Here is an 11,911-nt window from a genome sequence, read left to right as displayed (position 1 = left end):
TCCCCTTACGCTGCCTGCTCGTCGCCTGCGTTGTTGATGAACTCGACGATCTCGCCGACGTTGAGGCCACCGCTCTCGTCGGGGATCTCGATCCCGTACTGCTTGGTGATCACGATCTGCAGCTCGAGCACGGCCAGCGAGTCGAGCCCCAGGTCCTCCAGCGAGTTCTCCGGGGCGTCGGCCAGCGTCTGGGGGGCCAGGCCGACCTTGTTGACCAGGATCGTCTCGATGTCGTCGAACGACACGTCCGCCATGTGCGGGGCTCCTTTATTTCTCGTAGGTGTAGAAGCGACGAGCCTGGGCGTCCTTGGGCGAGCGCCAGGTCGGCAGATAGGGCGAGATGAACTCGCTCAACTTCTCGGAGATCCCGACGAACTCGGGATGACCCTTGATCCGGTTGATCGTCTCCTGGCCGGGCTCGGCCGTCTCCAGCAGCTGGATGTAGACGTCTCCGAGGGTCCACAGGGAACGGTGCTCGACGCCGGCGATGCGCGGCAGTTCCGTTGCGTCGGAATCGGCCCAGATCTGGGCGACCTGGTCGTGTGAGTCGGGCTTGATTCGCGCGACGATAAGTGATCGGTGCACGCCATTCTCCAGCTTCGGCAACGAGGTCCTTTCATGGAAGAATGCGGTCTCGGCGGTCCCAACTGCATGAGTCGGCCGTCCCGGCCGGCTGGGCAGATGACCCGTTTCCACCGAATTTCGAGCGGCTCTCGACGAAAAGAACGATGCCGGCCCGGATATACCGGACCGGCACCGCCGTCGCGTTTGTCAGTGAATTGTCAGGCGGCCTCGCCCGGCCACGGGTAGTGGTCCAGGCCGGCGACCGACTCCATGAACGCGAGCAGCGCGGCCACGTCGTGCTCGCCGAGCCCTCGGTTCTGCGCCGCGGTCAGCCAGTCGTGACTGGCCGCCGTGGTCGGCATCGGCACGCCGAGCGCCTGGGTCTCGGCCAGCACCAGCCCGAGGTCCTTGCGCATCAGCTTCAGCCGGAAGTCCGGCTGCTCGAACGCCCGCCGCGCCATCACGCCGGCCTTGAACTTCATCATCGGGCTGCTGTACCCGCCGGCCGCGATCAGCTTGATCAGGGTCTGCCGGTCCAGCCCGGCCCGCTCGCCGAACGCGATCGCCTCGACCAGCGCCTGCATCTGGACGCCCATCAGCAGGTTCAGCGCGAGCTTGGCGGTCGCGCCCTTGCCGCCGGGGCCGAGGTGGGTGACCTCCTTGGCCAGCGGCTCGATCACCGGCGCCAGCGCGGCCACGTCCTGCGCCGCGCCGCCGATCATGAACCGCAGCTCGCCGTCCTTGGCGTGCTGGGCGTTGCCGAGGACACAGGCGTCCAGCCCGCGGTGCCCGGTCTCGGCGAGCCGCGCCTGCAGCCCGACCGCGAACTCCGGCGCGACCGTCGACATGTCGGCCACGATCGCGCCCGCCGGCAGGCCCTCGACCACGCCGTTCTCCCCGAACAGCAGCTGCTCGACGACCTCGCTGGTGGCCAGCGACAGGAACACCACGTCCGCGCCCCGCGCCGCGGCGGCGGGGGTGGTGGCCAGCACCGCGCCCTCGCCGGCCAGCGCCTCGCCCCGCGAGCGGGTGCGGTTGTAGACCGTGACGTTCGCCCCGGCGGCGAGCAGGCGCGACACCATGCCGCCACCCATCGCGCCGAGGCCGACGAACGCGATCTTTGCCGTCATCAGCTCGCCTTCGCTTCCGGCAGCGCCACACCGGCGGGCGGGGCGGCACCGGCCGGCGGCGCCGGCTCCTCGACGATGCCCAGCTCGAACAGGATGCGCGGGAAGTCGTCGCTGATCCAGGACTCGACGACCTTGCCGTTCCGCACCCGGTGCAGGTCGACGCCCTCGACCACGAAGGTCCGGCCGGTCGGCGGCATCCACATCAGCGGCCCGGTGTGCGTGCCGGTGGTGCGGAACCGCAGGCCGACCAGGTCATCGGCGGCGAACATGTCCTGGATGCCGCAGGTGAAGTCCGGGAAGGCGCGCTTCCAGAACTCGCACGCCATCTTGAAGGCGGTCGGGCCCTTGGGCAGCTGCAGGCCGGCGGTGTGCACCTCGTAGTCGTCGGCGAATACCCGGTCGATGAAATCGAGGTTTCCCTTGTTCAGCCCTTCTTCGGTCGCGAATCGGACCAGTTCGATGTTCTCTTCGGACATCTGCGACCTCCGCGCATGACAGACCAGTACACGTTCGAGCCCACGGTTTCACGCGGATATCCCGAGGTCTGCCACCGAATGTCCCGGCGACGCGGTGAACTGTTCCCGGTTCGCCCGGGAAGCCCTTGTTGCCGGCCGAACGAGCACTTTACCGTGAATGCCGAACCGTTTGTTTCCCACCGGAGGACCAGATGCAGACGACTCAGGTGTACGCCGTCAACCGGCAGCAGACCGACTGCCTCGAGGTCCGCACCACGGACCTGGAGGCGCCGCCCGCCGGCCACGCACGCGTCCGCGTCGAGGCGGCCGGCGTGTCCTACGGCGACGTGCTGTTCCAGCGCGGGGTGATCCCCGGCGGGCCGAAGCCGCCGTACACGCCGGGCTGCGAGCTGGTCGGCGTGGTCGAGTCGCTCGGTGCGGGCGTCACCGGCCTGGAGGTCGGCCAGCGGGTCGCGGCCCTGGTCGTGTCCGGGGGCTACACCAGCGGGATCAACCTCCCCGCCGAGCGCCTGGTCCCCGTGCCCGAGGGCGTGGACCCGGTACGCGTGGCCGCGGTCGGCCTGAACTACTTCATCGCCCACCAGATGCTGCACCGCGTGGCGAAGGTCGAGTCCGGCCACCGCATCCTCGTCCACGGCGCGTCCGGCGGCGTCGGCTTGGCGTTCCTGCAGCTCGCCGAACACATCGGCGGCGTCACCGTGTTCGGCACCGCGTCCGCCAAGAACCTCGACATCGTCCGCCGCCACGGCGCCATCGCCATCGACTACCGGGCCCAGGACTTCATCAACGTCGTCCGCGCGACCGTGCACGAGGACGGCACCATCAACGCCGCGACCGCGTACGACAAGTACGGCACCGTACACGCCGCCTTCGACCCGATCGGCGGTCCGCACTTCTGGCGCTCGTACAGCGTCCTGCGCCGGGGCGGCCGCCTGGTCGCCTACGGCCAGAACGACGCCCTGCGCGACGGCCAGCGCAAGCTGCGGATCGGTGCTGTCGGGTTCCTCGGCGGCATCATCCTGCCCAACCTGCGCCCGGACGGCCGCAAGACGACCTTCTACAACGCGTGGTCGCTGGAGAAGTCCCAGCCGCACGCCTACCGCGAGGACCTGACCGAGATCCTGAACCTGCTGTCCGCGGACAAGATCGCCCCCCGCGAGATCAGCACCCTCCCGCTGACCGATGCCGCCGAGGCCCTCGCCCGAGCCGAGCGCGGCGTCACCGGCAAGCTGGTGCTGGACTGCCGCTGAGGAAGCGTCCGGCCGCCCCCGCCCGGGGCGGCCGGCGCGATCTAGGGGTCATCCTGAGGGACATCCCCGACGCAAGGGCCCCCGGATCCGGCTTGAGTAACCGTCATGAAGACAACGATCGAATGGGTCAGCGTCAAGGACGGGTTCCCCGAGGACGGTTACAGCGTCGCCGCCGCCGTGACCGGCCGCTACCGCGTCGACCACTGCGATCCCCCCGCGGAGATCAGCGGCCTGGAGTTCTGGGTGGTACTCCACATGTACTTCCGCCGCGAACACCCCGTGGAGGAAACCGGCGAGATCATCGAAAACTGCTTCGTCGACGCGGACTACGTCCCCCGCCAACCCCTCGGCGGCACGACCGACGAGGTCGTCACCCACTGGACCTACCTACCAACCCTCCCAGGAACCAACACCCACCATGTCCTCGGCGACGACGTCCAGCCCGCGCTCCGCGCCGTGTCCGCCGACTAGCGGTTCAGCAGGTTGGTTCTCTCGATCGGCGGTAGGCCGTCGTCGAGGCCGCGCAGACGGGCGTAGATGGCGCGCATGGCGGGCTTGTCGGGGAGGTGTTCTCCGCCCGCCGCACGCGTCAGGACGGTCAGCGTGCTCACCAGTCTGATCGATCCCACGGCGCGACCGCTGGCGTGCAGGCGTCGAAGCCGGCTGATTTCCGCGGTGGCGGTGCGCGTCCCCGGTCCGTCATCGATGAGAACGGTTACGGTCTCGCCGGCTTCGGCCGCCACGACAGCGTGTGCGATGACCATGGTCTCGCCAAGGTCTTTCGGTTGCTTCAGTCGTTGTTCCATGGACTGCCGAGTGATCCGGTGGACCACGGCTGCGAGTTCGGGTGTCTGGTCATCGGAGAGCACCCGCATCCAGGTAGGCGTCAGCTTCCGCCAGACCGCGGCGGCGGCGCGGAAGCGCTCGTCGTGATTGGACTTGCGAAAGACCTCGTTCTGCACTGTCTCTGGGGCGCTCAGCGGACCAAGGACGCCAATAAGAAGACGCTCCTTGTTGATGGAGAAGAAGTTCAGCCCCGGGCCGGCGTCGATGATCGGCGGGTGACTCATTCCGCCGGTCGTTCCACTGTCGCTGGCCGGCCGTCGTCATCCGGCGTGTTTAGGGCTTTGTCCAGGGCTGCCAGGTCCACGCGCACGTCGGGCAGCTCTGCCGGGTCGGCCCACTCGGTCGCTTGCTGGACGGGCACGACGCCTGCCTCGCGCAGGTCGGTTTCGGCGGCGGCGAGGGTGATGCCGCGCAAGGTGGCGATCGCCTGCGCGGACAGTACGCCTTCCTCGTAGCCCCTGATCGCTCGGGCGAGCAGCCGCTGCGGAGCCCTCCGTTGGTCGGAGTCGGCCCGCAGGGCGCGGTACTGGTCGCTCCAACCGAACCGGGTGGCCAGCTGTGGCGCGGTCAGCGTCATCCACTCGCGTTTGGTGTCGTCGTCGACGTATTCGGCCTGGTGCAAGGCGATCGCCGCGATCTGTGGGGACACCAGGAACCGTTGCACGACTTCGGAGAGGGTGGACTGGGCGAGCTTGGCCCGGTGCCCGAGGAACTCACGCAGACCGTCGACCGGCACGAGCAGGTGTCGCGCGAAGGCGTCGGCTCGGATCTCGGTCGGTGTTCGGTCGCTCCAGGTGCCCGTACCGCCGTCGGTCCAGTCCTCGAACAGCACGTGGGCGAGTTCGTGGGCGAGCGTGCTGCGTTGGCGCATCGGTCTGCTGGTGCGCGCGACGCCGATGAACACGGCGTCGCGCTTCGGATCCCGGACCGTGAGGCCGTGCTCGTCCGGGCCGACGTCGAGGATGGCGACGTCGATTCCGGTCGTCTGCTCGATGATCGCCACCAGGTCACCCAGTGGCTGGGTGCCCAGGTGGTGGTCGCGGCGGAACCGTGCGGCGGCGGCGCGGCCCTCGGCCTCGGCGTTCACTCCTCGTCCCCGCTGTCAGACCGTGGCCGGGATGGCCTGGTCGTCCAGGTAGTCGTTCAGCTCCGCGAAGTGCAGCAGCGCCGCGCGCATGCCATCCAGGCCCGAGTCGTTGGTCGCTCGCGCCGCGTACCGCATCCGGTCGGCCACCGTGCCGGCTTCGGTGAGTTGGGCCACCGTGTGTCCGGTGGCCCACGCGATCGCCACTACTTCCGGCATCTTCGCCTGCCTGTCCCCGGAGATGATCCGCGACAGGGTGGGCTGGGAGATGCCGGTCGCGTCCGCGAGGGCTCGCTGGCTGAGACCAGCGGCGACACGGGCACGTTCGACCAGCTCACCGACACCGGACACCACCGTGACCACCCCTTCTCGCGATTGAATCAATCCCAGTCTCAGTGATTCAGTGTAGCACTCGAAGATTTCTGGAACCGGACGTATCTGGGTCGGAGGGGTCCGCTCCTTATCAGTGGGGGATGACGAAGACGGCCTCCGCCTTTGGGGAGGGGCGGGGGCGGTCTTCGGGCCTACAGGGGGTGGAAGGCCGCCTTCGCCTGGGGAGTGGCGGAGGCGGCCTTCGTCATGCGTGGCCTGTTGGTGACGGATCCGGGACCGGTCCCGGCGGGAGGCCGCACACTGGGCGGAACAACCGTCGAACCGAAGGATCGCGCGATGTACCCGGTGTTCGATCCCCCGACCGTCGAGCTTCGTCTGCCTCGGCCGCGTGATCCGCTCGCCGTGGCGGTGGGCAACGCGTCCCTGCTCGGTGTCGGCTACCTGCTGCTCGGGCGGCGGGTGCCGGCCGCCCTCGCCGCCGTCGGATCGATCACGCTCGTCGTCGTTCTGGGTACCACTGAGCGGGTCGGGTGGTTGCAGTACGTGCTGTTCGCCTGGTGGGTGGCGGGGATCGCGCACGGGTTCCTGGTCGCGCGTCGGCGGGCGGGCCGGCCGGAACACGTGCGCAGGCACCGGATCGTCGCGGCCGCGGTGGCCGTGCCGGTGGTGGCGACGTTCGTCATCGTGCGGGTCGACGTGAACGGGATGGCCGACGACGCGGACGCCGCGCACCGGGCCGGGGAGTGCGACTCCGTACTGGCCACCGCGGCGGGGGTCGGGTTCTGGCAGCGGGTGGGGGACGGCCCGGTCGCCGACGCGCTGATCGACGGGGCCGCGGCGTGCCGGCTCGTCGTGCGGGCTCGGGACGAGGCCAGGGGCGACCGGGAAGCCGCCGCGGCCACCATCGCCCGCTACGAGGACCTGCCGGACGCGCGCTGGGACGGCGCCCACCAGTACCGCGCCGACCTGCTGCTCGACCAGGCCGCCGAGGACCTGGGTGACGGCCTGGTCCGGCAGCTCACCGCCCTGGACAACGGGTTCGGCCTGCTGGCCACGGTCCGTGACGAGTTCCCCGACCGGCGCGACGACGTCACCCGCGTCCTCGACGACTTCCTCGGCCAGCTCCCCGACAACGACGCCTGCGACACCACCGAGATCGTCGACTGGATGCACCAGCAGCGCGAACGCACCGCCGAGCTGGACCGCGCCGCCGAGATCATCGGGCAGGTCGCGCCGACCGCACTCGTCGGTTGCGCGGACTACCTGATGGCGCACGACAACCACACCGGCGCCCGCGCGCGCTACGAACAGCTCGCCAAGCAGTACCCGAAGAGCCAGCTCGCACCGCGCGCCAAGGCCGGCGTCACCCGCGCCACCCACGCCATCCAGCTCGACACCCTCCGCGAGCGGCTGCGCACCACCTACACCGACGAGCAGCCCGCCTACTGCAGGAACCCGTCGCCCTACGGCGCGGCCAAGCCCTACCGCGGCCCCGGCCCGCACCGCGCCCTCGTCTACGGGCAGGACTTCCAGCGCGACAGCCTGCCCCGCGGCTGGCGGGCCAAGGACGCGGCCAACGCCACCCTGATCATCTGCGCCGGGGAGGGCGACTACGGCGACTCGGTGCAGACCTGCCCGTACACCGGCGGTCTCGCCCCGAACGGCGTCACCTACGTCACCTTCCACAAGCGCAGGATCCCCGTGCGGGTCTACGAGGTGCGCACCGGCCGCGTGGTCCGCGGCGGTTCCGTGCAGATCGGCGGGACGAGCTGCCCGGCCGTCATCCACTACACCACCTACGGCGTCGACATCGGCCCGCCGTCCACCGACTACGTCGAGTCGTCCACATCGGACATCCGGGACGCCTACCGGCCGGTGATCGACCCGTAGTCACTCGTAGGCGATCGCGGCCAGCACGTTGACCCTGGCCGCCCTGGCGGAGGGGGCCAGGGCGGCCAGCAGACCCGCCGCCACCGCCAGCCCGAGGAACACCGCCAACGACAACCACGGCACCGCCAGCTCCGCCAACCCGGCCACCGACACGAACGCCGCGCCGGCCAGCCCGCCGAACGTCAGCCCGAGCAGCCCGCCGAACACCGACATCACCAGCGACTCCGCCACCACCATGTGCACCATGTGCGACCGCCGCATGCCGATCGCGCGCAGCAGCCCCAGCTCCCGCGTCCGTTCCATGATGGACAGTGCCATCGTGTTGATGATGCCCAGGATCCCGATCACCACCGACAGGCCGAGCAGCACGTAGAGCATGATCTCCGCGAGGTCGAGCCGGCCGGCCGAGTCCGCCGCGAGCTGGGTCTGGTCGGCGACGGTCACCTCCGGGTTGTCCGCCACCAGGTCCGATACCGCCGCCTTCACCCCGGCCACGTCCGCGCCCGGCTCCAGCTCGACGTAGCCGAGTGCGGGCAGCGCGGAGACGAACCGCTCCTTGGCCGTCTCGGGGGACAGCACCGGCCCGCGCAGCAGGAAGTTCGGCTCGTAGCTCGCCACGATCCGGTACTCCTGCCAGCCGCCGCGCGGGGTGGACAGGCGCACGGTCCCGCCGACCGACAGGCCCTGCTCGGCCAGCGTCTCGGTGTCCAGCACGACCTCGTTCCGGCCGAGGTCCGGCAGCCCGGGGTCCAGGCCGAGCACCGGCGCGAGCCGGGACAGGTCGCCGGCGTTCGCGGGGCTCGGGCCCGGCGCGGCGCCGTCGATCTCGACCGTGTCCACGTACTGCGCCGTCGCCAGCGCCACGCCGTCCAGGTCCCGCGCCCGGTCGATCACCGACTCCTCGAACGCCGGCATCACCCGGCCGTCGGCCGCGGTCGGCGGACCGCCGGTCTGCCCACCGGCCCGCGCGCTCACCCCGTCGCCGGAGATCACCAGGTCGGCCTGGAGGTCCGTGGCGACGGCGGTCGACACGTCCACGCGCAGCGACTCGGCCACCACGCCGACGCCGCCGACCAGGCCGAGCGTCACCACCAGCGTCGCCACCGTGATCGCCGTGCGCCTCGGGTTGCGGGCCGCGTTCAGCCGGCCCAGCTTGCCCGGCGTCGACCAGCTCAGCAGCCTGCCGACCGCCGGCAGCAGCACCCGGCTCGCCAACGGGGTGAGCAGCGCCAGCCCGATCAGCGCCAGCGCCACCCCGCCGCCGAGCGCCACGAACTCGAGGTCACCGGCCCAGCCGGCGACCGCGGCCGCGATGCCCGCCACGCCGATGGTCGCCGGCACCGCGCCGGCCACCGTGATCCCGGTCAGCGACCGCTGCTCGGCCGCCGACGCACGCATCGCCGCCACCGGCGGGACCCGCGACGCCCGGACCGCCGGGACCAGCGCCGCCACCAGCGTCACCAGCACCCCGACCCCGAACGCCACCAGCAGGTCCGGCATCGGCACCACCAGCCCGACCGGCAGCTGCGCCCCGCTCTGCGCCTCCATCACCGACTTCAGCCCGGTCGACACCGCGATCCCGAGGCCGACCCCGACCGCGGACGCGAGCACCCCGACCAGCACCGCCTCCACCAGCACCGAGCCGACGATCTGTCGTCGCCGCGCGCCGAGCGCCGCGACCAGCGCCAGCTCCCCGGTCCGCTGCGCGACCAGGATCGAGAACGTGTTGAGGATCAGGAAGATCCCGACCAGCAGCGACAGCCCGGAGAACGCCAGCAGCACGATCCGCACGATGTCCAGGAACGCGCGCCCGTCCGACGCCGTCTGCGCCGCCAGCTCGTCGCCGGTGCGCACCGCGAACCCGTCGCCGAGCAGGCGGGTGACCTCGTCGCGCAACGCCTCCGGGGACACGCCGTCGGCCGCGGTGAGCGTCACCGACGAGTACACGTCCGGCGCGCCGAGCATCAGCCGCTGCGCCACCGGCTCGGTGAACGCCACCTCGGTGCTGCCGCCGAGCGTGCCGAGCCCGTTGCTGTACCCGTAGACGCCGACGACGCGGAAGGTCTGCCGGGGCTCCAGGGTCAGCACGTCGATCGTGCCGCCGACCCGGAACCCGCCCAGCTCGGCCAGGCCGGCGTTGATCGCGACCTCGTCCGGCGCGGTCGGCCCCCGGCCCTCGCGCAGCCGCGCCATGCCGGTCTCACCCGCCCAGGCGACGCCGAGACGCGGTGGGCCCTGGACCGAGATGACCTTGCCGTCCGGCCCGACCGGCCGCGCGCCGTCCGCCGACACGACCCCGGCCACGGACTCCGCCCCGCGCACCCCGCGCAGCTCGTCCACGACCGACGCCGGCACCGGCGGCGCGAACGTCGCCGCGCCGCCGTTCGGCTCGGCCGAGACCGACACGTCCACCTCGGACGTCGTGGTGGCGAAGATCGTCTCGAACCCGTCGCCGATGGTGGCCGTGGTGACCATCGCGGCCGACACCGCGGTCACCCCGAGCACCACCGCCAGCCCGGCCAGCACCAGCCGGGTCTTGCGGGCCAGCAGTCCCTTCAGCGTCGCCTTGAGCATCACGTGTCCAACGACTTCATCGTGTCGAGCACGGTCTCGGCGTCCGGGTCGCGCAGCTCGTGCACCAGCCGGCCGTCGAGCAGGAACACCACCCGGTCGGCGTACGCGGCCGCGCCCGCGTCGTGGGTGACCATCACGATCGTCTGGTTGAACTCCTCGACCGAGCGGCGCAGGAACCGCAGGATCTCGGTGCCGGAGCGGGAGTCCAGGTTGCCGGTCGGCTCGTCGGCGAAGATCACGTCCGGCTTCGGCAGCAGCGCCCGCGCGCAGGCGACCCGCTGCTGCTGCCCGCCGGACAGCTCGCTCGGCCGGTGGGTCAGCCGGTCCGCGAGGCCGACCGCCTCGACCACGGTGTCGAACCACGCCTGGTCCGGCTTGCGGTTCGCGATCGCCAGCGGCAGCGTGATGTTCTCCTCGGCCGACAGCGTCGGCAGCAGGTTGAACTGCTGGAAGACGAACCCGACCCGGTTGCGCCGCAGGTCGGCGAGGCCCTTGTCGCCCAGCCCGGTCAGCCGGGTCTCACCGATCCACACCTCGCCGGAGTCCACCGTGTCCAGCCCGGCGAGGCAGTGCATGAGCGTCGACTTGCCCGACCCGGACGGACCCATGATCGCGGTGAACTGTCCACGCTGGACGTCCACACTGAGGTCGTCGAGCGCGGTCACCGCCGCCGCGCCGGTGCCGTAGGCCTTGGTGACGCCGTCCGCGCGGGCCGCCAGGCCCGTGACGGTCTCGGTCATGATCGTCATCACGACTCCTGGGTCTGAGGGGTACGGGTGCGCCAGGGGATCCTTCCCCATGGCTTCACGACCGACAGCAGCGCGGCGACCAGCGTCAGCAGCGCGATCACCGACAGCATGCCGACGAAACTGATCTCGTCGCCGTCGGTCAGCTCGCCGGCGGCGGAGAGTCCGGCCACCTCGACCACCGCGTTCTTGAGCGCGAAGGTGGCGGCGACCAGCAGCGCGATGCCGATCACCAGCTTCGCCGCGACCCAGTAGTACTTGACCAGGCCCCACCGGGTGCCGAGGCCGAGGACCAGACCGCTGACGAACATCAGCGCGGTCGCCGGGACGAAGAACGTGTCGGCCAGCAGCATCCCCGCGTCGTGGGCGGTGCGCGCGGTGCCGGGGTCGTCGGTGGTCAACCCGATCGTTGCCAGCCCGAGCACGCAGACCTCGATGCCGAGCCAGCCGACCGCGCTGACGATGTGGATGAGCTGCCAGACCTTGCGTGGCACCCCGTGCAGGGGCTTGATGACCGGCTTGTTCGCCATGGCGATACCCGTCTCTGTCCGCGTCACCGTTCAACCCCCCAGGGTGGTGGCCCCCACTGACGAACCCCTCGACCCCCGCGCCGCACGACGGCCGCGTGGACGAAGTAGCTGCCCCACAGCAGGAGCATCGGGCCCGCCGGCCAGAAGAACGGCACCCCGGAGGCGACCCAGCGCACGATCAGGAACACCGACAGCACGGCGGCGACCGTGGCGTGCACGCGCAGCCGCTGCGGCATCCCGGCGAACCGGCGCGCCGGGTTCGCCGGCCGTTCGACCGGCTCTGGCAGGTCGGCCACGAACCGGTCCAGCTCGTACCGGTAGGTGGCGGCGTAGATGGCGTTCATCCGCTCCTCGGCCTCGGCGAGGGTCAGTCGGCCCTCGCCGGCGGCGTCGCTCACCAGGGTGGCGACGCGTTCCCGCTCGGCGTCCGAAGCGCGGACGGGGTAGTTCGACCGCTTCCGCTCGCTTGGCTCGTTCATACCGTCAAC

The 11,911-nt window shown here is 71.0% G+C and carries 14 protein-coding genes; 3 read left to right on the top strand and 11 right to left on the bottom strand.

Annotation, left to right across the window (positions count from 1 at the left end):
• Nucleotides 1-5 precede the first annotated feature (5 nt).
• The 4 genes from JT362_RS22230 to JT362_RS22215 form a co-directional block, all read right to left on the bottom strand.
• Nucleotides 6-254, bottom strand: coding sequence for a phosphopantetheine-binding protein (locus JT362_RS22230; RefSeq protein ID WP_260193517.1), 249 nt, complete (start codon nt 252-254; stop codon nt 6-8).
• Between the two features lie 13 nt (nt 255-267).
• Complete coding sequence (locus JT362_RS22225) at nt 268-606, bottom strand: TcmI family type II polyketide cyclase (protein ID WP_260193516.1); 339 nt, start codon at nt 604-606, stop codon at nt 268-270.
• 176 nt (nt 607-782) lie between these two features.
• Nucleotides 783-1,694, bottom strand: coding sequence for an NAD(P)-dependent oxidoreductase (locus JT362_RS22220; protein WP_260193515.1), 912 nt, complete (start codon nt 1,692-1,694; stop codon nt 783-785).
• Nucleotides 1,694-2,170, bottom strand: coding sequence for an ester cyclase (locus JT362_RS22215; RefSeq protein WP_260193514.1), 477 nt, complete (start codon nt 2,168-2,170; stop codon nt 1,694-1,696). Before JT362_RS22215 ends, JT362_RS22220 begins: the two co-directional genes overlap by 1 nt.
• A gap of 191 nt (nt 2,171-2,361) precedes the next feature.
• Between JT362_RS22215 and JT362_RS22210 the strand changes: the two genes are divergently transcribed.
• Nucleotides 2,362-3,420, top strand: a complete 1,059-nt coding sequence (locus JT362_RS22210; protein ID WP_260193513.1) for an alcohol dehydrogenase catalytic domain-containing protein — start codon at nt 2,362-2,364, stop codon at nt 3,418-3,420.
• A 105-nt stretch (nt 3,421-3,525) separates the two neighbouring features.
• Nucleotides 3,526-3,891: an AQJ64_40280 family protein gene (locus JT362_RS22205; RefSeq protein WP_260193512.1), complete on the top strand. Its 366-nt coding sequence runs from the start codon at nt 3,526-3,528 to the stop codon at nt 3,889-3,891.
• Here JT362_RS22205 and JT362_RS22200 read toward each other — a convergent pair.
• Genes JT362_RS22200 through JT362_RS22190 form a run of 3 tightly spaced genes read right to left on the bottom strand, consistent with a single transcriptional unit; the run spans nt 3,888 to nt 5,704 of the window.
• Entirely contained in the window at nt 3,888-4,490 is a 603-nt protein-coding gene (locus tag JT362_RS22200) for a PIN domain-containing protein (protein ID WP_260193509.1), read from the bottom strand. The genes JT362_RS22205 and JT362_RS22200 overlap by 4 nt on opposite strands.
• A complete protein-coding gene (locus tag JT362_RS22195; protein ID WP_260193508.1) occupies nt 4,487-5,353 on the bottom strand; it encodes an ImmA/IrrE family metallo-endopeptidase in 867 nt (288 codons plus the stop codon). The genes JT362_RS22200 and JT362_RS22195 overlap by 4 nt, the downstream gene beginning before the upstream one ends.
• A 15-nt stretch (nt 5,354-5,368) precedes the next feature.
• Complete coding sequence (locus tag JT362_RS22190) at nt 5,369-5,704, bottom strand: helix-turn-helix domain-containing protein (RefSeq protein ID WP_260193505.1); 336 nt, start codon at nt 5,702-5,704, stop codon at nt 5,369-5,371.
• Between the two features lie 315 nt (nt 5,705-6,019).
• Here JT362_RS22190 and JT362_RS22185 point away from each other — a divergent pair, with 315 nt between their 5' ends.
• Nucleotides 6,020-7,573 carry a tetratricopeptide repeat protein gene (locus tag JT362_RS22185; protein ID WP_260193503.1) on the top strand — a complete coding sequence of 518 codons (1,554 nt, stop codon included), beginning with the start codon at nt 6,020-6,022 and terminating at the stop codon, nt 7,571-7,573.
• Here the strand turns inward: JT362_RS22185 and JT362_RS22180 are convergent, their stop codons facing one another.
• From JT362_RS22180 to JT362_RS22165, 4 genes are read right to left on the bottom strand one after another with little or no spacing between them, the layout of a single operon-like run.
• Nucleotides 7,574-10,147 (bottom strand): ABC transporter permease, encoded by a 2,574-nt coding sequence (locus JT362_RS22180; RefSeq protein ID WP_260193501.1) that lies wholly within the window; start codon nt 10,145-10,147, stop codon nt 7,574-7,576.
• Nucleotides 10,147-10,887 (bottom strand): ABC transporter ATP-binding protein, encoded by a 741-nt coding sequence (locus JT362_RS22175; RefSeq protein ID WP_260193833.1) that lies wholly within the window; start codon nt 10,885-10,887, stop codon nt 10,147-10,149. The genes JT362_RS22180 and JT362_RS22175 overlap by 1 nt, the downstream gene beginning before the upstream one ends.
• Before the next feature lie 8 nt (nt 10,888-10,895).
• A complete protein-coding gene (locus JT362_RS22170) occupies nt 10,896-11,450 on the bottom strand; it encodes a hypothetical protein (RefSeq protein WP_260193499.1) in 555 nt (184 codons plus the stop codon).
• Nucleotides 11,447-11,902 carry a DUF1707 SHOCT-like domain-containing protein gene (locus tag JT362_RS22165; RefSeq protein WP_260193497.1) on the bottom strand — a complete coding sequence of 152 codons (456 nt, stop codon included), beginning with the start codon at nt 11,900-11,902 and terminating at the stop codon, nt 11,447-11,449. The genes JT362_RS22170 and JT362_RS22165 overlap by 4 nt, the downstream gene beginning before the upstream one ends.
• Nucleotides 11,903-11,911: the final 9 nt, after the last annotated feature.

The organism is Actinophytocola gossypii (assembly GCF_025165815.1).
Classification (GTDB): Bacteria; Actinomycetota; Actinomycetes; order Mycobacteriales; family Pseudonocardiaceae; genus Actinophytocola; species Actinophytocola gossypii.
Note: the sequence above shows the minus strand (reverse complement) of the source record. Positions and strands in the feature narration are given on the sequence as shown.